25 protein-coding genes are annotated in these 19,561 nt (G+C 65.4%); 14 read left to right on the top strand and 11 right to left on the bottom strand.

The features are described 5' to 3' along the window. Positions 1-253: 253 nt before the first annotated feature. The gene (locus AWJ14_RS07955) at positions 254-1,387 is read right to left on the bottom strand and encodes a radical SAM protein (RefSeq protein WP_066177160.1); all 1,134 of its coding nucleotides are present in this window, start codon (positions 1,385-1,387) and stop codon (positions 254-256) included. Between the two features lie 151 nt (positions 1,388-1,538). After that, positions 1,539-1,760: a hypothetical protein gene (locus tag AWJ14_RS07950; protein WP_066177157.1), complete on the bottom strand. Its 222-nt coding sequence runs from the start codon at positions 1,758-1,760 to the stop codon at positions 1,539-1,541. A 235-nt stretch (positions 1,761-1,995) separates the two neighbouring features. Between AWJ14_RS07950 and AWJ14_RS07945 the strand changes: the two genes are divergently transcribed. Next, entirely contained in the window at positions 1,996-2,697 is a 702-nt protein-coding gene (locus AWJ14_RS07945) for a helix-turn-helix transcriptional regulator (RefSeq protein ID WP_066177154.1), read from the top strand. A gap of 142 nt (positions 2,698-2,839) precedes the next feature. Here AWJ14_RS07945 and AWJ14_RS22975 read toward each other — a convergent pair whose 3' ends face one another. Next, positions 2,840-2,962, bottom strand: coding sequence for a hypothetical protein (locus AWJ14_RS22975; RefSeq protein WP_280949305.1), 123 nt, complete (start codon positions 2,960-2,962; stop codon positions 2,840-2,842). Between the two features lie 117 nt (positions 2,963-3,079). Next, positions 3,080-3,991 (bottom strand): transglutaminase-like domain-containing protein, encoded by a 912-nt coding sequence (locus AWJ14_RS07940; RefSeq protein ID WP_066177151.1) that lies wholly within the window; start codon positions 3,989-3,991, stop codon positions 3,080-3,082. 358 nt (positions 3,992-4,349) lie between these two features. Here AWJ14_RS07940 and AWJ14_RS07935 point away from each other — a divergent pair, with 358 nt between their 5' ends. The 9 genes from AWJ14_RS07935 to AWJ14_RS07900 all read left to right on the top strand — a co-directional run bounded on the left by AWJ14_RS07935 (position 4,350) and on the right by AWJ14_RS07900 (position 9,434). Then, complete coding sequence (locus tag AWJ14_RS07935) at positions 4,350-4,562, top strand: hypothetical protein (RefSeq protein ID WP_066177148.1); 213 nt, start codon at positions 4,350-4,352, stop codon at positions 4,560-4,562. Positions 4,563-4,689: 127 nt separating this feature from the next. After that, complete coding sequence (locus AWJ14_RS22365; protein WP_171904838.1) at positions 4,690-4,830, top strand: hypothetical protein; 141 nt, start codon at positions 4,690-4,692, stop codon at positions 4,828-4,830. Between the two features lie 28 nt (positions 4,831-4,858). After that, complete coding sequence (locus AWJ14_RS07930) at positions 4,859-5,119, top strand: DUF1488 family protein (protein WP_066177145.1); 261 nt, start codon at positions 4,859-4,861, stop codon at positions 5,117-5,119. A gap of 98 nt (positions 5,120-5,217) precedes the next feature. After that, the gene (gene coaD, locus AWJ14_RS07925; protein ID WP_066177142.1) at positions 5,218-5,709 is read left to right on the top strand and encodes a pantetheine-phosphate adenylyltransferase; all 492 of its coding nucleotides are present in this window, start codon (positions 5,218-5,220) and stop codon (positions 5,707-5,709) included. 103 nt (positions 5,710-5,812) lie between these two features. Then, a complete protein-coding gene (locus AWJ14_RS07920) occupies positions 5,813-6,379 on the top strand; it encodes a peptidylprolyl isomerase (RefSeq protein WP_066177204.1) in 567 nt (188 codons plus the stop codon). 33 nt (positions 6,380-6,412) lie between these two features. Further along, complete coding sequence (locus tag AWJ14_RS07915) at positions 6,413-6,928, top strand: peptidylprolyl isomerase (protein WP_066177138.1); 516 nt, start codon at positions 6,413-6,415, stop codon at positions 6,926-6,928. A gap of 78 nt (positions 6,929-7,006) precedes the next feature. Further along, positions 7,007-8,083: a tRNA preQ1(34) S-adenosylmethionine ribosyltransferase-isomerase QueA gene (gene queA, locus AWJ14_RS07910; RefSeq protein WP_066177134.1), complete on the top strand. Its 1,077-nt coding sequence runs from the start codon at positions 7,007-7,009 to the stop codon at positions 8,081-8,083. After that, the gene (tgt, locus tag AWJ14_RS07905; protein WP_066177131.1) at positions 8,080-9,213 is read left to right on the top strand and encodes a tRNA guanosine(34) transglycosylase Tgt; all 1,134 of its coding nucleotides are present in this window, start codon (positions 8,080-8,082) and stop codon (positions 9,211-9,213) included. The genes queA and tgt overlap by 4 nt, the downstream gene beginning before the upstream one ends. Positions 9,214-9,242: 29 nt before the next feature. Continuing rightward, on the top strand, positions 9,243-9,434 hold the full coding sequence (locus AWJ14_RS07900) for a hypothetical protein (RefSeq protein WP_066177128.1): 192 nt from the start codon (positions 9,243-9,245) through the stop codon (positions 9,432-9,434). 46 nt (positions 9,435-9,480) lie between these two features. Here AWJ14_RS07900 and AWJ14_RS07895 read toward each other — a convergent pair whose 3' ends face one another. The 7 genes from AWJ14_RS07895 to AWJ14_RS07865 all read right to left on the bottom strand — a co-directional run bounded on the left by AWJ14_RS07895 (position 9,481) and on the right by AWJ14_RS07865 (position 15,137). Continuing rightward, positions 9,481-9,813, bottom strand: coding sequence for a hypothetical protein (locus AWJ14_RS07895; protein WP_083220127.1), 333 nt, complete (start codon positions 9,811-9,813; stop codon positions 9,481-9,483). Positions 9,814-9,975: 162 nt separating this feature from the next. Next, a complete protein-coding gene (greA, locus tag AWJ14_RS07890) occupies positions 9,976-10,515 on the bottom strand; it encodes a transcription elongation factor GreA (RefSeq protein WP_066177123.1) in 540 nt (179 codons plus the stop codon). Positions 10,516-10,636: 121 nt separating this feature from the next. Beyond that, positions 10,637-11,065 (bottom strand): DUF4864 domain-containing protein, encoded by a 429-nt coding sequence (locus AWJ14_RS07885; protein WP_083220126.1) that lies wholly within the window; start codon positions 11,063-11,065, stop codon positions 10,637-10,639. A gap of 82 nt (positions 11,066-11,147) precedes the next feature. Further along, a complete protein-coding gene (locus AWJ14_RS07880; protein WP_066177121.1) occupies positions 11,148-12,185 on the bottom strand; it encodes an alcohol dehydrogenase catalytic domain-containing protein in 1,038 nt (345 codons plus the stop codon). Between the two features lie 40 nt (positions 12,186-12,225). After that, entirely contained in the window at positions 12,226-13,191 is a 966-nt protein-coding gene (locus AWJ14_RS07875) for an NADPH:quinone oxidoreductase family protein (protein ID WP_066177118.1), read from the bottom strand. A gap of 3 nt (positions 13,192-13,194) precedes the next feature. Next, positions 13,195-14,421 (bottom strand): acyl-CoA dehydrogenase family protein, encoded by a 1,227-nt coding sequence (locus tag AWJ14_RS07870; RefSeq protein ID WP_066177196.1) that lies wholly within the window; start codon positions 14,419-14,421, stop codon positions 13,195-13,197. A 14-nt stretch (positions 14,422-14,435) separates the two neighbouring features. After that, complete coding sequence (locus AWJ14_RS07865) at positions 14,436-15,137, bottom strand: TetR/AcrR family transcriptional regulator (RefSeq protein ID WP_066177115.1); 702 nt, start codon at positions 15,135-15,137, stop codon at positions 14,436-14,438. Between the two features lie 170 nt (positions 15,138-15,307). Here AWJ14_RS07865 and AWJ14_RS07860 point away from each other — a divergent pair, with 170 nt between their 5' ends. From AWJ14_RS07860 to AWJ14_RS07845, 4 genes are all read left to right on the top strand, one after another. Next, positions 15,308-16,138 carry an SDR family oxidoreductase gene (locus AWJ14_RS07860; RefSeq protein WP_066177113.1) on the top strand — a complete coding sequence of 277 codons (831 nt, stop codon included), beginning with the start codon at positions 15,308-15,310 and terminating at the stop codon, positions 16,136-16,138. Between the two features lies 1 nt (position 16,139). Further along, positions 16,140-17,165 (top strand): phosphotransferase, encoded by a 1,026-nt coding sequence (locus tag AWJ14_RS07855; RefSeq protein WP_066177109.1) that lies wholly within the window; start codon positions 16,140-16,142, stop codon positions 17,163-17,165. A 3-nt stretch (positions 17,166-17,168) separates the two neighbouring features. Continuing rightward, complete coding sequence (locus AWJ14_RS07850; protein WP_066177106.1) at positions 17,169-17,945, top strand: SDR family NAD(P)-dependent oxidoreductase; 777 nt, start codon at positions 17,169-17,171, stop codon at positions 17,943-17,945. A 105-nt stretch (positions 17,946-18,050) separates the two neighbouring features. Then, a complete protein-coding gene (locus AWJ14_RS07845) occupies positions 18,051-19,550 on the top strand; it encodes a CoA-acylating methylmalonate-semialdehyde dehydrogenase (protein WP_066177103.1) in 1,500 nt (499 codons plus the stop codon). Positions 19,551-19,561: the final 11 nt, after the last annotated feature.

The following is a 19,561-nucleotide window of genomic DNA, read 5'->3' as shown; positions in this document are numbered from 1 at the left end:
ACACAAATAAATCAATCAGGGAATTCCGAATCTGAAAAGCTGCGACACGCTTTAGAGTTTCTGACTACCTTGCCACCAGCCCCGGCCGCCGCCCATGCATGCCTGTCTTCTCCGCCGCCGTAATCCAGCTTCTTGTCTTGCAAGACAGCATCGGCGAGCCGGACGCCCTGGACGAGCCCGAAGACTTGGCCAAGGTCGCGGCGACCCGGGCCGGCCCGCCGATGCGCGATCCCCCGAAGGCTCCGCCTGCCGCCTATCCCGATACGGTCAAGCGCGGCGCGGAAGCGTCCTGGTCGGCGAGCGCTGCGAAGACATGTTCGAGCCCGCCGCGCATCAAGCCGCAATGGATCGCGGAGGGGCCGCTGTGGCCGGGGCGGCGGAATTCCATGGCGCCGGGGCAGGCGACGCACCAGGACGAGGCCCAACAGGACGTGCAGGCGGCATGATCACGCTTCGACGCCATTTTCGGCTGCCGGGTGACGGCGCCACCGGCGATCTCCATCTCGAAGGCGCGGTTGGCGGTGAACATGTGGCATGGATAGATCTTCGCATCCGCGGAAATGGCGATGTTGCCGGTTCCCGCGTTGCAATAGCTGCCGCCGCCGCCGCCGCAGCCTCCGGATTGTGGGGTGGCGTCTGCCCGGGCTTGCAGCGCGTTGATGAGCTCCGTCAGGAAGCCGAGCGGAACGAGCCGGCCCTTTTCGGTCAGTGCCTCGAGTGCGTAATCGAGCAGCGTCAGGTTCTCGTCGAGCACCCGGGCGATGTCTTCGCGCGTGTTGAAGCCGATCTCGGGGTCCGGATGGGTGACATTGGTCATCTTTACCAGGCTCGGACCGAGTTCGGCGATGTAGAGAAACGTGCTGAGCGCGGAATAGCCCTTCGCCCAGTGGAGCTTCGAGAAGGTGCATTCGATGTCGAAGGTGATGCCGTGATCGCGCAGCTTCGCAAGATTTTCGAGAACCCGCGCGGTCGACACCCGTCCGCCCTTGTAGGGCCGGGTCGCGTCATTGACCTCGGGCGGGCCGTCGAGGCTGACGACGACGCTCATGTCGTGGCGTTTCATGATCTCGATGCGCGCGTCATCGAGGAGCGTGAGGTTGGTGACCACCGAATAGCGCGGTGGTGCTGCGATCGCACCTTCGTGCACCAGTTTGTCGATATGGGCGGTAAATCCGTCCACCAGATCGAAGCGCAACAGCGGTTCGCCGCCGAAGAACTGAACACTCTTGATGTTCGGGTTGAGAAGCGCCACGTCGGTGATCCGCGCCTCCACCTCGGCCACGCGGGCATCGCCCGAATATCCGCCATAATCGCCGCCCAGCGCATAGCAATAGGCGCAGTCCAGATTGCACAGATGCGTCAGGTTTATGCTGAGCCGTTCGAGCATGGAGCCCTCCCTTGATCGGCGCGACAAAAGGTGAGGGCCCGGCTCCGGACGGTCCGAACCCTCAGCGGCGGGGTGGCAGGCGCAACCGCCACGGCCGGATCTCGATCGCGGCCGGTCCGGCCCGGTTGGCCTCACCAGGGCGACGCCTTGCCTAGGACGCCGCTCCGCTGCAGCCGATGAAGCAGCCGCCATTGCCGGCGGCGGCGAGGTCCTGCATGCGCTTGAAGGTGACCTCGTCCATGTCCTTGATTTCCTTCATGCGGCCGAAGATGTCGTTGATCCGCTTGGACGACGACGCTGCGAACCCGTCGGCAAGGTTCTTTGCTGCCTCAGGCGTCAGTCCGTCGAATGAAATGTTGTTCTGGTGTCCCATTCTGCATCCTCCCAAGTGCTCTATCCGGGCAAAAACGCCCGCCACAACCATAGCGTATTCCCGGACCTGCTTCCAAGAAGTATTATTGATGATTTCTAATGCAACCATAAGGAAGTAGTATTTGGCCGGCGTGCGGGGTGACGGCGATATGAGCGCACGTTCAATGAGGCTCCTGCCACAATCTGTCATCATCCGTGCTATAGTCCGGCACCGCCACCCATCCGGAGCCCCAAGCTTGTCCCGCGCGTCCCGTCTTCTCGATCTGTTGCAGGCCTTCCGGCGGCACAAGCGGCCGGTTTCAGGCGCGCGGCTCGCCGACGAGCTTGGAGTGTCGCTCCGGACGATCTACCGCGACATCGAGGCGCTGAAGGCCCAAGGGGCGGCGATCGATGGCGAAGCGGGGGTGGGGTTCGTTCTCAAGCCCGGCTTCATGCTGCCGCCGCTGATGTTTTCCGAGGAGGAGATCGAGGCGCTTGTGCTCGGCTCACGCTGGGTGGCCGAGCGCGCCGACGGCCCGCTTGGGGCGGCCGCCCAGAATGCGCTCGCCAAGATCGCGGCGGTGCTGCCCCGGGATCTCAGGGCCGGGATCGACGAGACCGCGCTGCTGGTGCCGCCGCGCGGACCCTATTCGGAGGGCGAGGCCAACCTGCCGCTGATCCGCGAGGCGATCCGCGGCAATCGCAAGCTTCAGATCGGCTATGCCGACGTCAACGGAGCGCCGAGCGAGCGGGTGATCTGGCCGATCGCGCTTGCCTTCTTCGAGCGCACCCGGGTGATCGTCGCCTGGTGCGAATTGCGGGGAGATTTCCGGCATTTCCGGGCGGACCGGATCGTCCGCTTCGAGGTGGCGGAGCGCTATCCCGAGCGCCGGGCGGCGCTGATGAAACGCTGGCAGGCCCGCGATGATATTCACCGGCCGCCGCCGGCGCTCGCCTAAGGCGGGCGCACCAGCTTTGCTCAGGCCATTGGGTCACTTGAGGGCCAGATGTCCGGAGAGAGGTTTCTGATCGACTGAAAGATGGGCGCGTCCCGTGGCGGCGTGCACACGGGGCAAACGGGGAAGGCGGGGCGGGGGCGTCCTAGAGGAGCGACTTGCGCACCCGCTCGACGGCTTCGGACTTGTCCTGGCGCAGCGCGCCAAGCGTCAGCCCGCTGAACAGGATCACGATCATCAGGGCAAGCATTGCGAGGGCTATGGTCATGGCAGTCACCTCCTGGTCATTCATCTTCTGTGTGAAAAGGATGACAAATCCTGAATGAACCCAACCTGAACAAGAACATGGCTAACGCCTGGTTAGTGCCGGCCTGCGCCCCTGCGCTCAGGTCAGGCGCACGGCGCCGGGAACGGCCAGGCCGAAATCCGGGCCGCCCGGCCGCGGCCGCGGCAGGCTCTCGAGCAGCGCCATCACCTCCGCGTCACCCAAGCCGTCGTCGAGTTCGGTGGTCCAGACCCGGAACGAGCTCAGCTCATAGGCGCCGAAAGACGTGATCATCGCCACGTCCGCGGCATCGGCGCCGCGCACCATCAGGATGCGGCCGATCCGCGGCGTGTTGTAGCGCGCGTCCACCGTGTGCCAGGCGCCTCCGAGATAGACCTCGAACCAGGCGCAGAAATCGTCAAAGCCGGCATCCGGCACGCCGATATCGCCGAGATAACCGCTGGCATAGCGCGCGGGGATGTTCATGGCCCGGCACAGGCTCACGCCGAGATGGGCGAAATCGCGGCACACCCCGGATTTTTCCTCGAGCACGTCGCGCGCCGTCTTGTCGGGCCGGCCGAACTTGTAGCCGAAGGTCACGTGGTTGTGCACGAAGGTGCTGATCGCCGCCACCCGCGCCCAGCCCTCCGGGACCTGGCCGAAATTGGCCCAGGCGAAATTGCCGAGGCTGTCGGAATCGCAATAGCGGCTCGCGGTGAGGAATTTGAGCGTGGCGTCGGGCAGGTCCTCGATCCGGTGCTGGATCGCGTGATGCGGGACGTTATCGGGCGCTTCGCTGACCTCGGCCACGCAATCGGACCAGAAGGTGGTGGTGCCTTGATCGGCAACCACGCGCGTGATCCAGTTGCCGTAGCCGTCGAGATAGGTGGTGGGCGCGGTATGTGCGGTGCTGCGCACATAGTCGGCGCCGATCAGCCGGCCGCCAAATTCCGAATGGGTCGACAGCGCCAGCAGCATCGGCACGGGGACGGGACAGTCGACGACGATTTCAAACCCAAATCTGATCAGCATGCCGGCACCTTTTCAGTAAGATCGTCCCAAGAATGGCGTCCGTGTTTCATCGGACCGGCGTGACGAAACCGCTGGCCCTGCGGCGGCCGGTTCACGCACCGCCCAGATTTCACCATGACACGTTGCGGGGCAAAAACGTGCATGTCATTTCATTTCGGGGCAGGGGGCGAACTTTGCGGACAATTGCCTTGTATTAATCCCGATTGAGGCGCATGGTTCCATTGTAACTTTTCAAGCGCATCGCGGTCCTGCCGACATTCTTCGTCCGGACATCCCGCTTGTTCTGCGATCCTGTATGTAAAAACCCGCAAGCTGCGCCCTTCGCGCCGGCTTGAACGATATTTGTTGGGACTAAACCATGGCCAAGAACATTTTTGCAAAGGGACAGCAGGTCTCGCTGCAGTCCCGCGTCGGTCTTTCGCCGCGCACGCCGTCCGAATTCACCGTGCTGATGCGCCTGCCCGACAATCTCGGCCGGCCGCAATACCGGATCCGCAACGAAGAGCACGGCCACGAGCGGGTCGAGCAGGGCAGCAATCTCGAACTGATCGAGAGCGCGAAACACCCCTGAGCAGTGCCGGCAAGGGCCGAGGGCCGTTGCCTTTGACAAGCCGGCTCTTTTGCATCCCCCATTGCGGCGCGTTTCCGCCGGGCCCCCGCCCGGTGGACCAGACGCGCCCGGAACAAGGAGACGAGCCATGGCCAAGGGTCAAATGAGATCGAGCAAGGAAGTCCGCAAACCCAAGAAGGAGAAGGCCCCCGCCACGGTTGCTGTCCCGCTTGGCTCTGCGGTCAAGCAGCTGGAAACCAATCCGTTCCAGAAGAAAAGCAAGAAGTGAGAAGGCGCACGCCCGGCGCGGCCGGGCGATGATCGGCTTTCCCAACCAGATGCGCGGCTTCGACCAGGAGGCCGGCACGCTGCGCTTTTCCGGCTATGACGGCGTGATGGAAGTCCGCTTCGTGCTCGAGGCCCCGGCGCTCGAGCGGATCGACGGGCTCGCGCGTGCGCCCGATACCGATTACCTGGCAGCCTTCGACCGGCGCCGCGGGCAGATCGAGGCCGCCGCCATCCGCGCCTATGCGAAGAAGCGCAAGACCCTGATCTGGCTGACGATCGCCGATTTCTGACATCAGGTCTCCCGGACCGCGGCCCGGCGTGGCTGCAATTCATGGCTTGAAGCCCAACCCGCGACATGACACAAGGCGCTGAAACAGGGGCTTTTGTCATGCGGATAGCGTTTTACCCCGGATCCTTCGATCCGATGACCAATGGTCACGTCGATGTGCTCGAACAGGCGCTGGCACTGTGCGACGAACTCGTGATTGCCATTGGCGTGCAGGCGAGCAAGACGCCGATGTTCAGCTTCGATGAGCGCGCGAGCATGATCGGGCATGTGGTCCGGTCGAGTTTTCCCGACCGTGCCGAGGCCGTGAGCGTGATTTCGTTTCAGGGGCTGGTGGTGGAGGCCGCCCGCGCTGCCGGCGCCACGATCCTGGTGCGCGGCCTGCGCGACGGCACCGATCTCGACTACGAGATGCAGATGGCTGGCATGAACCGGACCATGGCGCCCGACATCATCACCGTGTTTGCACCCGCCTATCCCGAATCCCGCCATATCACCGCCACGCTTGTGCGCCAGATCGCAAAGATGGGCGGCGATGTCACGCCGTTCGTCCCGGAGGTAGTGCGCAAGGCGCTGGCCGCGCGGCTTTCGTAAAGCCATCCCGCCCGGCCCGCGGCGTTGCCAAGCCCGCGCCGGTGTGTCAAACGGTTGCCGCCCGATGCATCGGCGCATCGGCGGCCAATTCAATGGAGCCATCATGCGTTCTTTCCGCCTTGTTCTCGCCGCGGCGCTCGCCTTCGGCCTCGCTTCGACCACGCTGGCTGCCGCCGGCGACAAGCTCACCATCGAGCTCAAGTCGGGCCCCGTCGTCATCGAGCTTGCCGATGACGTCGCACCCAACCACGCCGCGCGCCTCAAGGAACTGGCCGATGCCGGCGAATACGACAATGTCGCCTTCCACCGCGTGATCGAGGGCTTCATGGCCCAGACCGGTGATGTCGAATTCGGCGACATGGAAAACGGCTTCTCGCCCGACCGCGCCGGCATGGGCGGTTCGTCCAAGCCCGATCTGAAGGCCGAATTCTCCGATGTTCCGTTCGAACGCGGCGTCGTCGGCATGGCGCGCTCGCAGAGCCCGGATTCGGCCAATTCGCAGTTCTTCATCATGTTCGCGCCCGCGCCGGGCCTCAACGGTCAGTATACCGTTGTCGGCAAGGTGATCGACGGCATGGACAATGTCGACAAGATCAAGCGCGGCGACCCCAATGCCAACGGCCGGGTGATCGATCCCGACCGCATGATTTCGGTTCGCTCCGGCGGCTGATCCATCTTAGAAAACAACCACAGGAGAGAGCATATGGCGGAGATCAAGGATCCCGAAAACACACTCATCATGGAAACCACCAAGGGCCAGGTGACGATCGAAATGTTCCCGGACCTGGCGCCGGGCCATGTCGGCCGCATCAAGGAACTGGCGCGCGAAGGCGCCTATGACGGGGTGGTGTTTCACCGGGTGATCGAGGGCTTCATGGCCCAGACCGGCGACGTCAAGTTCGGCAAGTCGGGCGGTGCATCCTTCGATCCGCGCCGCGCCGGCATGGGCGGCTCCGACAAGCCGAACCTGAAGGCCGAGTTCTCCAACATGAACCACGGCCGCGGCGCCTGCTCGATGGCGCGTGCGCAGGACCCAAACTCCGCCAATTCGCAGTTCTTCATCTGCTTTGACGATGCGGGCTTCCTCAACCGCCAGTACACGGTCTGGGGCCAGGTCATCGAAGGCATGGAGCATGTCGACAAGATCAAGCGCGGCGAGCCGGTGGTCGATCCCGACAAGATCGTCTCGATGAAGGTCGCGGCCGACGCCACTGCCTGACGTTTTGTGCGCGCGGAACCGGGGGCGGCCTTCGAGCCGCCGATGGGGCCGCGCGCTTTTTTATGGGATAACGCCAGCTTGCGTGTAGACCTTTTCGATTTCGACCTTCCCGAGGAGCGCATTGCGCTCAGGCCCGCCTCGCCCCGCGACAGCGCACGGATGTTGCGCGTCGGCCCTGACGGGGCCTTGAGCGACCGCGTGGTGGCCGAGCTGCCGGACCTGCTCGAACCCGGCGATGCGCTGGTGTTCAACGACACCAAGGTGATCCCGGCGCAGCTTGAAGGCGTGCGGTTGCGCGAGGAGGCAGAAAGCCGGATCTCGGCGACGCTGCACATGCGCTCAGGTCCCGACCGCTGGAAGGCCTTTGTCAGGCCCGCAAAGCGGGTCAAGGAGGGCGACCGGCTCCGTTTCGGCGCACGCGGCGAGACCTGTCTCGACGGCGTGCTCGACGCCACCGCCGGCGAACGCGGCGAGGGGGGCGAGATCGAACTCCTGTTCGACCTGAGCGGCCCCGCGCTCGATCAGGCGATTGCCGCCGCGGGCCACATTCCGCTGCCGCCCTATATTGCCTCCAAGCGGCCGGAAGACGCGCGCGACCGCTTCGACTACCAGACCATCTATGCGCGGGAGGAGGGGGCGGTCGCGGCTCCCACCGCGGGCCTGCACTTCACGCCCGACCTGATCTCGCGGCTCGACGCGCGCGGCATCGGCCGCCAGTTCGTGACGCTGCATGTGGGCGCCGGCACCTTCCTGCCGGTCAAGGCCGACGATACAGCCGAGCATCGCATGCATTCGGAGATCGGTCATGTCAGCGCGGAAACGGCCGATGCGCTCAATGCGGTGCGCGCGCGCGGCGGCCGTATCGTCTCCGTCGGCACCACCTCGCTGCGGCTTCTCGAAAGTGCGGCGCGCGAGGACGGCAGGCTTGTGGCCTGGTCGGGTGCTACCGACATCTTCATAACACCCGGCTACAGGTTTCGCGCGGTCGACGTGCTGATGACCAATTTCCATCTGCCGCGCTCGACATTGTTCATGCTGGTCTCCGCCTTCAGCGGGCTCGAGACCATGCAGGCGGCCTACCGCCACGCCATTGACGAGGGCTACCGGTTCTATTCCTATGGCGATTCCAGCCTGTTGTTCCGGAGCGTCGGATGAGCACGCAAAGCTTCGAATTCCGTCTTTCGGCAACCGACGGCAACGCGCGGCGCGGCACGATCTCGATGCCGCGCGGCGAAATCCGCACCCCGGCCTTCATGCCGGTCGGCACCGGCGGCACGGTCAAGGCCATGTATATGGACCAGGTTCGTGACCTGGGCGCCGACATCATTCTCGGCAACACCTATCACCTGATGCTGAGGCCCGGCGCCGAGCGCGTGGCACGGCTTGGCGGTCTGCATCACTTCGCGCGTTGGGACCGCCCGATCCTCACCGATTCAGGCGGCTTCCAGGTGATGTCGCTCTCGGCCCTGCGCAAGATCACCGAGCAGGGGGTGACATTCCAGTCCCATATCGACGGCTCGCGCCACGAAATGAGCCCGGAGCGATCGATCGAGATCCAGGGCCTGCTCGGCTCCGACATCCAGATGCAGCTCGACGAATGCGTGCGCCTGCCAGCCTCCGAGGACGAGATCGCCCGCGCGATGGAGATGTCGCTCAGGTGGGCGGAGCGCTGCAAGACCCAGTTTGGCGACCAGCCCGGCAAGGCGATGTTCGGCATCGTCCAGGGCGGCGACGTCCCGCGGCTGCGCGAACAGTCCGCCAAGGGTCTCGCAGACCTCGATCTCAAGGGCTACGCCGTGGGCGGGCTCGCGGTGGGCGAGCCGCAGCAGGTGATGCTCGACATGCTGGAAGTCACCTGTCCGCTGCTGCCGGCTGAGAAGCCGCGCTACCTGATGGGGGTGGGCACGCCCGACGACATCCTGAAATCGGTCGCCCGCGGGATCGACATGTTCGATTGCGTGATGCCGACACGGGCCGGTCGCCATGGGCTCGCCTTCACCCGCCACGGCAAGATCAATCTCAAGAACGCCCGCCACGCCGAGGACCACCGGCCGCTCGACGAGGAGAGTTCATGCCCGGCCGCGCGTGACTATTCCCGCGCCTATCTGCACCATCTGGTCCGCTCGAATGAAATCCTGGGCATGATGCTGATCACCTGGAACAATCTGAGCTACTATCAGGACCTGATGGCGGGGATCCGCGGGGCAATCGAGGCGGGAGACTTCCAGGCGTTCTCCGCTGCCACGCAGGCCGCCTGGGAGGCGGGCGACATTCCACCGCTTTGACTATTCCGGCGGCACGGGAAGGGCGGGCGATGAGGGCTTTTTCGATCGTGCTGGCATTCGTCGCGGCTGCCGGCCTCGGCTTCGGCTGGTGGGGGCTCGAAACCGTGGCCGGGCGGCGCCTGTTCGACGAAATGGCGGGCATGATCCCGCTGTTTGCCGGCGCGGCGTCCGCCGTAGTCTTGGTCGCGGCCGGAATTCTCTATTATCTCTCCGGGCGCTGAGGCCCGCCCCGGATCGGGGCGAGGGCCTTTTGCCGGCAAAATATCGTCAGGCAGCGTCCAGCGTCTTTTCGCAGTGCGAGGGACCGCCCTTGGGGTCGACCCGGTCGTTGAGGGCGCGGATGCTGGTGATCATGTAGCCCTTGTTGACGGACAGCTCCACCAGGCATGACCGGCCACCCGAGAAGCCGCCGCGCCAGGTGTAGACGGCGCCGCCGCCGGCTGCCTCGCGATCGCTGATCGGGGGGCCGTAGGCTGCGAAGAACGCGCCCGCCGACTTGCCGTTCCAGCGCGCCTGCAAGGGGTTGGTCGCCACGGTGGTGGTGGTGCAGGCAGAAACGAAGGCGGCACTGAGTGCCAGGAGTGCAAGCCGGAGACGCATGATCGACATATCCTCGAAGATCGGTGGGGCGCGGCAGGGGCCGCGTCGCGCAGTCATACCGGATTCGCGAAAGCGGCGAAACGGGGAGGGCGGGAACAGTTTGCCTCGCCAAAGCCGCTCAAGGCCCGCGTCCAGGACCCTACAAGCGAGCTGCCCCAGCCCTCAGGCGATCTTCATGATTTCGAGCTCGTGCTCTCCCATCGTCACCACGTCGCCCACGGACTTGCCCATCAGCGCCCGGGCGACCGGGGAGACATAGGAGATCGAGCCCGCCTTCGGGTCTGCCTCGTCCTCGCCGACGATGCGGTAGGTCTTTTCCGGCTCCTCGTCCCGGCAATAGGTCACGGTCGAACCGAAGGCGACGGTCTCGTGCGTTTGCGGATCCTCGACCAGTTCGGCGCTGCGCACGCGTTCGGTGAAATAACGCGCATCGCGCAAGGGACCGGCGGCCTGCCTGCGGCGCTCGTTGACGTCCTCGATGGTCTGCGCCTCGTCATAGGCCGCGCGCGCCTTGGCGAGTTCAGCCTCGAGTTGCGCGAGACCCGAGCGGGTCACCAGGTTCGGGTGCTCGGAAATCGGACGGTCGGGCAGCACGGTTTCGGCTGCTGTTTCCGCACTTTCTTCCTTGGTGAAGGCAACGCTTACGATAACTTCCTTTCCGATGCTCGAAAGCGGCAGGCCACCCCCGGCCCGCCTGCGCATGCATCGATGATAAGTTGAAAACACAAGGCCCGCCACCGGCGCGCCATGACAAAGTCAACGCGGAACCGGGTGGAATGTTCCGCCCGATCCCGCGCGACGAGATACGGCTTGCAAACGCCGTTCAGGCGCTCGGCGCTGCCGTCTTGATCATCTGCACGCCGTTGATCTTGAAACTGCCGTCCGGCTGACGCTCCAGCGAATAGAGGGCCGTCCAGTCCTGGCCATCCGGCCCGTGGATCAGCACCTCCTGCACCACGCCGCGCCCATCGGGTGCAACCTTGACCCGGCCGAAGGCATAGTTTCCGGGCCTGTAGACCGGCTGGTAGCCGCGCCTGACCATGTCGAAGAAGCTGCTCTCGTCCGGATAGAGCCGCTTGATGGAAGGAGCGGCATGGGAATAGGCGGTGGCCATGTCATCGCGCAGGAACGCGCCGATCTGGCTTTCGATCACGCCCTGGGCCATCGACGCCTCGTCGGCGCGGGCCGGCGCGAGCGCCAGCAGGCAGAGCATTGCTGCAGCAATAGACGTCCGAATTGCAAGTTTGGTCATGGTTTCCCTCCCTCCATTTCTTTGCAGATAGGACGGCAACGCGAATGGGAAAGTTTCTTCTGTCGAAAAGTTCCGGCAATTCTTACGGAACGAGCATCACCTTGCCGTCGCCGCGTTCGAGAGCCGCGGGCAGATCGCGCACGGCATCGGCGAGCCGGATGGTGGCGGAAACCTCTGTTTTCCAGGCGCCGGAGATGAAGCGGTCCTGCACGCCGCGCAGCGTGCGCAGTTTCTCGACGATCGAGGCCTGCCTGAACCATTTGGCAAGCCAGTAGCCCTCAAGTTTCTTGTCCATGAAGATGAACTGGCCCGGCTGGTGAAGCGTCGGCGCGGTGCTCGCGAGCCAGCCATAGATGATCCAGCGGGCGCGCGAAGGCATTGCCGTGAAGAGATCGGCGGAGGTCTGGTCGGCCACCGCGTCGAGCAGGATGCGCGGCTTTTCGGAGGCGGCGAGGGTTGCGAACTCTTTGGCGAAACCATCTTCGGTCTGAACCAGCACATGTTTCGCGCCGAGGTCCTTGAGGTGCGCGGCCTGGCTTTCCTTGCGGATGACGCCGATCATGCAGATGCCGTGGTCGCGGGCGAGCCCGGCCATCAGCTTGCCGAGTTGCGAATTGGCGGCCGTGAAGACGAAGCTCTTGTTCTTTGACTTGCGCACGATGTCGAACATGGTCCAGGCGGTCACCGGATTGACCACGTGGCCGGCCGCGTCCTCGTCGCGCATCGCGGATTTCACCACCTCGCACTGGCTCGCCGGCACCACGATATAGTCGGCCCAGGCGCCCGATCCGGACACGCCGCCGACAAAGGCCACTCGCTTGCCCTTGAGCCAGGCGGCATAGAGCCCCTTGCCGCCGACCACATCGCCCACGCCCTCGAACCCGGCAGGCTGGCCCTTGACGCGCGGCTGACCGTATTCGCCCTTGATGAAATAGATGTCGGACGGATTGACCGAGGCCATCCGCATCCTGACCAGAACCTGGCCGGCGCGCGGTTCGGGCACCGGAACCGAGGTGTAATCGAGATAGGGCTCGAGACTGTCGATCCCGGTTCCGCCGCGGCTCTCCGCGAGACCGTCATGCTTGACGATCAGGGCCTTCATGCTGCGGGGCTCGGGCATGTCTCGCTCCTTGATGGGGTCGGGCGGGTGTGGGGGCGGCTCAGGGGATCAGGATGGTCTTGCCGATCGCACCGCGGTCGAGAATGCGCGCGAGCGCTTCGCCCGCTTCGGACAGCGGCCGGCGCTCGTCGATCCGCGGACGGACCAGGCCTTGCGCGTGCCACTCGAACAATTCGCGGTTGTTGGCGGCATAGACCTCGGGTTCCCTGGCGGTGAACGCGCCCCAGAACACGCCGATCAGGGAATATTCCTTGAGCAGCGCCAGATTGACCGGGAATTTCGGGATCTCGCCCGAGGCGAAACCGACCACCAGGAGGCGGCCATTGCGCGCCATCGCCCGGGACGCTACGTCAAACGCCGCGCCGCCGACGGGATCGAAGGCGACGTCGACGCCGTCGGGTGCCTTCTCCTTCAGCGCCTCGCGCAGGCCCTCATAGCCGAGCGCCAGCTCCGCGCCGGCTTCGAGGCAGGCGTCGCGTTTTTCATCCGTGGAGGCGACCGCAATCACATGCGCGCCCATGGCCTTGCCGATGGCGATTGCGGCGAGGCCCGTCGAGCCTGCGCCGCCAAGCACCAGCAGGGTTTCGCCGGGCTTGAGCTGCGCGCGCTGCTTGAGCGCGTGATGCGACGTGCCCCAGGCGCACATGAAGGCGCAGGCCTCGTCATAGTCGAGCCCGTCGGGCAGGGCGAACACCTTGGCCGCCGGGGCAAGTACCTTTTCGGCATAGCCGCCGAGATCGACCAGCGCCACCGCGCGGTCGCCGACCTTGAGATGGCTCACCTCGTCGCCGACCGCCTCGATCACGCCGGCGGCTTCCATGCCGGGCACGAACGGGGTCTGGGGCTTCATCTGGTAAAGCCCCTGGATCAGCAGCCCGTCGGGATAGTTCACGCCAATGGCCTCGGCGCGGATCACCACGTCGCGCGGCCCCGGGCTGGGGTCGGGCCTGTCGCGATAATCGAGATTGGAGACGGGGCCGAAGTCGGGGCAGACGATGGCTTTCATGGGTCAGACCTTTTCCTGCGTGTAGCGTTTGAGTTCGGTGCGCGCGACCTGGCGGCGATGCACGGCGTCGGGGCCGTCGGCGAGCCGGAGCGTGCGCAGATGCGTCCACATCCTGGCGAGCGGGGTGTCCTGCGACATGCCCTGTCCGCCGAACAGCTGTGCGGCCTCGTCGGCAACCTTCAGCGCCATGCGCGGCGCTACCACCTTGATCTGGCTGATCCAGGGCGCGGCGGCCACCGCGTTGCCCTGGTCCATCATCCAGGCGGCCTTCAGGCACAGAAGCCGCGCCATCTCGATCTCCATGCGGCATTCGGCGATGATGTCGTAATTGGCGCCGAGCTGGGCGAGCTTCTTGCCGAAAGCCTCGCGCGACAGCGCGCGGCGGCACATCAGCTCGAGCGCCATCTCGGCCTGGCCGATCGCACGCATGCAGTGGTGGATGCGGCCCGGCCCGAGCCGGCCCTGCGCGATCTCGAAGCCCTTGCCTTCGCCGACCAGCAGGTTTTCCGACGGCACCCGGACATCGGTGAATTTCAGATGCATGTGGCCGTGCGGCGCGTCGTCCTGGCCGTAGACCTGCATCGGCCGCAGCTTCTCGATGCCGGGCGTGTCGGCCGGCACCAGGATCATCGAATGCCGGGCATGGCGCGGCGTGGTCTCGTCGCCGGTGTTGACCATGACGATATAGATCGCGCAACGCGGGTCGCCGGCGCCCGAGGCCCACCATTTTTCTCCGTTCAGGACATAGTCGGCGCCATCGCGGACGCAGGACATCGAGATGTTGGTGGCATCGGAGGAGGCGACATCGGGCTCGGTCATCAGATAGGCGGAGCGGATCTCGCCCTTGAGCAACGGTTCGAGCCAGCGGCGCTTGTGCTCGGGCGAGCCGTAGCGGTCGAGCACCTCCATGTTGCCGGTATCGGGCGCCGAGCAGTTGAAAGTCTCCGCACCGAGATGCGCCTTGCCCATTTCCTCGGCCAGATAGGCATATTCGACCGTGGTCAAACCATTCTCGGCCTGCGTGCGCCACAGGTTCCACAGGCCGCGTTCCCGCGCCTTGGCCTTCAGCCCCTCGAGGATCTCGGTCTGGCGCGGCGTGAGGCTCCAGCGGTCGCCGGCCGCGCCGACTTCGGCCAAAAATTCCTCGTCGAGCGGCATGATCTCGTCGCGCACCATGGCGCGCACGCCCTCGAGCATTGGCGCGAGCCGGGCGGTGATGCCGAGATCCATCGGCGGGTAAGCGGTCATGCGGGTTCTCCTTGGTGAGACTTGGGTGAGGGGAGAGGGCGGGAGGGTGCGGCCGCCTGTCCGAGAAGCCTGAGCGTGTAGAGCACGCACTCGTCGGCGAGCAGATCGATCTCCTCCTCGGTCTGGCCGTCGCGGGGCGTGAACCAGACGATCGGACCGTTCAGGCACATGAAGACCGAGTTGAGCGCGATCTTGATGTTCTGGTAGTCGATCGCGCCTTCGGCCCTGGCCTGTTCGAGCACGGTGAGGAAATGGTCCGAATAGCTGTCGCGCAGGCGGGCGAGCTGGATGAGTTCGGCATGCTCGCGCGCGGGCATCACGCCATGGCGCAGCATGTCGACCCCCTGGCGGACCACGTTCTGGAACGGCTTGGTGCGCAGCACGCACAGCACATGCGCCTTGAGCATGGCCCGGAGCCGGTCGAATGCGGGCAGGTCGGCTTCGATATGCGGCTCGACCGCTTCGAAGATCAGCCGCATGCCGGTGCGGTAGACGTCGAGGAACAGCTCCGATTTCGACGCGTAGTGATGGTAGATCCGCCCCTTGGTCGAGCCGATGCGGGCTGCGACCTCGTCGATGCTGGTGGCGGCAAAGCCGCGCGCCTCGAAACAGAGCGCAGCCCCTTCCATGATTTCCATCCGGGACAGCTCGGCATCGCTCTGGCGGCGGTATCTGGTCGGGCGGTCGGCCGGGGTCATGCTTCATCCTCGGTTCTGCGGGCCGCGGTTGCGCCGGCGGGGCCAGCGAAGATTTTCGCAAACCGGCTTGCAGTTTCGCGGAACTTGAACATACTGCAAAGTATGTTGTCAATCGTCACAGCGGCGCCGACCTGCGGCAAGTTGCCGTGACGCACCGGGGAGGGAAGAGCATGGAGACGGGCGAGCGTTATCTGGAGAGCCTGTTCGGGCTGTCCGGCAAGACCGCGCTGGTGACCGGCGGGGCCACCGGCATCGGCCGGATGATCGCGACCGGGTTCGCCGCTGCCGGCGCGCGCGTGCTGATCGCCTCGCGCAAGGGCGAGGATTGTGCCCGGGTGGCGGACGAGATCAATGCACTGGGCGGCTCCGGTTCGGTGGGAGGCTTCACCGGCGACGTGGGCAGCGAGGAGGGCGTCGCGGCGCTCGCGGCCGAGGTCAAAACCCGCACCGACCGTCTCCACATCCTCGTCAACAATGCCGGCGTCAGCTGGGGCGCGCCCTATGAGAGCTTCCCGCATGCGGCCTGGGCCAAGGTGATGTCGGTCAATGTCGCCGGCCTGTTCACGCTCACGCGTGAGCTCACACCGTTGCTCGTGAGCGCCGCAAGCGGCGAAGATCCGGCCCGGGTGCTCAATCTCGGCTCGGTGATGGGCACGCAACCGGTGGCCGAAGGCGCTTATTCCTACGCGTCCTCCAAGGCTGCGGTGCACCATCTCACCCGCATTCTCGCCGAGGAGCTGGCCGCGCAGCACATCACCGTCAATGCCTTCGCGCCGGGACCCTTCCAGAGCAAGATGACGGCGTTCGCCACCGCCCGCGACGACCAGGCCGAACGCGTGGGCCGCCATGTGCCGCTCGGCCGGATCGGCGCGCCCGACGATGTCGCAGGCGCGGCCCTCTTCCTGTGCGGCCGCGCCGGCGCCTATGTCACAGGCGCGATCCTGCCGCTCGATGGCGGCTTGTCGGTCAAGCACGATTCGAGGATTTTCCAGGATGCCTGAGATGGACACCGAACCCTTCGACATGGAGGCGCTGGCCGACGAGCTGCACGCGATCGTGCCGGGCTTTTCGGGCCTGCATGCGATCGAGAAATTCAACACCGGGCAATCCAACCCGACCTACCGGGTCGAAGCCGACAGCGGCCGCTACGTGCTGCGCGCCAAGCCGCCGGGAACGCTTCTGAAATCCGCCCACCAGGTGGACCGCGAATACCGGGTGATGAAGGCGCTTGCCGAAAACAACGTGCCGGTGCCGAAAGTGTTCGCGCTGGCGCCGGAAGACAGCGCCATCGGGCGGATGTATTTCGTCATGGAACTGGTCGAAGGCCGCATCTTCTGGGATCCGGCGCTGCCGGGCATGACGCCGGAGGAGCGCGCGTCGGTCTATGACGGCATGAACGACGTGCTTTCGCGGCTGCACTCGGTCGATCCGGAGGCCGCGGGCCTCGCCGATTTCGGCCGATCGGGCAATTACTTCGCGCGGCAGATCCGGCGCTGGAGCGAGCAGTATCTGGCGAGCAAGACCGAAGACCTGCCTGACATGGACCGGCTGATGGACTGGCTCCTCGACAACATGGCCACCGACGACGGGCTTGTCCGGGTGGTGCATGGGGACTTCCGGCTCGACAACATGATCTTCTCCGCCCATGGCGAAAAGGTTCTGGCGCTGATCGACTGGGAACTGTCGACGCTCGGCCACCCGCTCGCCGATCTCGCCTACCAGTGCATGCAGTGGCGGTTGCCGCATGCGAGCGGCTTTCGCGGGCTGGGCGGCCTCGACCGGGCGGATCTGGGGATTCCAAGCGAGGAGGAGTATGTCGCCCGCTATGCCGAGCGGACCGGCATTGCCGTCTCCAACTGGTCGTTCTGCCTGGCGTTCTCCTTCTTCCGGCTCGCGGCCATCCTGCAGGGCGTCTACAAGCGCTCGCTCGACGGCAACGCCTCCAATCCCGAGCGCGCCCGGGAAATCGGCAAGGCGGTGCCGCTGCTCGCGTCGATGGCCAACGACGTCATTGCCGGAAAGGCGTGAGCCATGGCGGATTTCTCGGGCCGGTGCGTGATCCTGACCGGGGCCTGCGGCGGTTTTGGGGAGGCTGCGGCACGCGCCTTTGCCGCGGCCGGCGCCAATCTCGTGTTGAGCGACCTGGCGCAGGCCCCGCTCGACCGGCTGGCCGAAGAGCTTGGCGGTCGCGTGACCGCCATTGCCGGCGACATCACCGACCCGGAGCTGTCGCTGCGCCTCGTCGAAGCCGCAATCGCAGAGTTCGGCCGGCTCGACGTTGCGGTCAACAATGCCGGCATCGCCCATGACATCCTGCCGCTCGCGCGCATTCCGCTTGAGGCGGTGCGCAGGACCATCGAGATCGACCTGTTGGGCGTGATCTACGCCATGCAGGCGCAACTGCCGGCCTTCGAGCAGCGTTTTCGCGACACGGGCGAGACCGGTGCGATCGTCAACGTGGCCTCGGTGGCAGGCGTCGTCGGCGCGCCGATGCTCTCGGTCTATGCCGCCGCCAAGCACGGGGTGGTAGGGCTCACCAAATCGGCGGCGCTCGAATATGCCCGCCGCGGCGTGCGGGTGAACGCGCTCTGCCCGTCCTTTGCGCGCACGCCGATGGCGACCGATTTTCTCGACAAGGCCGGGGGCGACCGGGACCAGGCCGAGGCGGCGCTGGTGCAGGCAATCCCGATGCGCCGGCTCGCCGAAGTCGACGAGGTGATCGCCGGGCTGATGTTCCTGGCCGATCCGGCGTCGAGTTTCGTCACCGGCCAGACCCTGCAGATCGATGGCGGATTGTCGGCGGCCTGACTGGGCTACGTTTTTTGCACAACGGATGCACAGTCGCGTGCGTTGAACATCAAGACCGGTCAGTGCACAGTGGCATCAACGCACTCAATTCCCGGGAGAATGACCATGCAGGAACTTACTCACTATATCGGCGGCAAGCATGTGAAGGGCACGTCCGGCCGCTTCGCCGACGTGATGAACCCAGCCACCGGCGAAGTGCAGGCGAAAGCGCCGCTCGCCTCGAGCGAGGAACTGGCACAGGCCGTCGCTATTGCCGCCAAGGCGCAGGCCGGCTGGGCTGCGACCAACCCGCAGAAGCGCGCACGCGTGCTGATGAAGTTCGTCGAGCTTCTGCATCGCGACATGGACAAGCTCGCCGAGGCGCTGTCGCGCGAGCACGGCAAGACCATTCCCGACGCCAAGGGCGACGTGATCCGCGGGCTTGAAGTGGCCGAATTCTGCTTTGGCGCGCCGCATCTGCTCAAGGGCGAGTTCACCGAGGGCGCGGGCCCCGGCATCGACATGTATTCGCTGCGCCAGCCGCTCGGCGTGGTGGCCGGCATCACCCCGTTCAATTTTCCGGCGATGATCCCGATGTGGAAGTTCTGCCCGGCGATCGCCGCTGGCAACGCCTTCATCCTCAAGCCCTCCGAACGCGACCCGTCGGTGCCGCTGATGCTCGCCGAACTGATGACCGAGGCCGGGCTTCCGGACGGCATTTTGAACGTCGTCAACGGCGACAAGGAGGCGGTCGACGCGATCCTCGACCATCCCGAAATCATGGCCGTGGGCTTCGTCGGCTCCACGCCGATCGCCCAGTACATCTATTCCCGCGGCTGCGCCAACGGCAAGCGCGTGCAGTGCTTCGGCGGCGCCAAGAACCACATGATCATCATGCCGGACGCGGACATGGACCAGGCGGTGGATGCGCTGATCGGTGCCGGCTACGGTGCGGCCGGCGAGCGCTGCATGGCGATTTCGGTCGCAGTGCCGGTGGGCGAAAAGACCGCCGATCTGCTCATTGAAAAGCTCGCGCCCCGCGTCGAAGCGCTCAAGATCGGACCCTACACGGCCGGCAACGACACCGATTTCGGCCCGCTGGTGACCAAAGAGGCGCGCGAGCGCGTGCTCGGCCTCGTCAATTCCGGCGTGGAGCAGGGCGCGAAGCTGGTGGTCGACGGCCGCGATTTCTCGATGCAGGGCTATGAGAACGGCTATTTCATCGGCGGCTGCCTGTTCGACCATGTCACCCGCGACATGGACATCTACACCCAGGAGATCTTCGGCCCGGTGCTGTCCGTGGTGCGCGCGCCGAACTACGCGGAAGCGCTCAGGTACCCGATGGAACACGAATACGGCAACGGCACCGCGATCTTCACCCGCGACGGCGACACAGCGCGCGATTTCGTGAGCCGCATCAATATCGGCATGGTTGGCGTCAATGTGCCGATCCCGGTGCCGCTCGCCTACCACACCTTCGGCGGCTGGAAGAAATCCGGCTTCGGCGACCTGAACCAGCACGGCCCCGACGCCTTCCGGTTCTACACCCGCACCAAGACCGTGACCGCGCGCTGGCCTTCGGGTATCAAGGAAGGGGCCGAGTTCGTGATCCCCACCATGGGATAAGGATCGGCGAA

The sequence above is a fragment of the Parahoeflea olei genome, from assembly GCF_001703635.1.
In the GTDB taxonomy this organism is placed as follows: domain Bacteria; phylum Pseudomonadota; class Alphaproteobacteria; order Rhizobiales; family Rhizobiaceae; genus Hoeflea; species Hoeflea olei.
The sequence above is the reverse complement of the archived record's forward strand: the minus strand, read 5'-3'. Positions and strand labels throughout refer to the sequence as shown.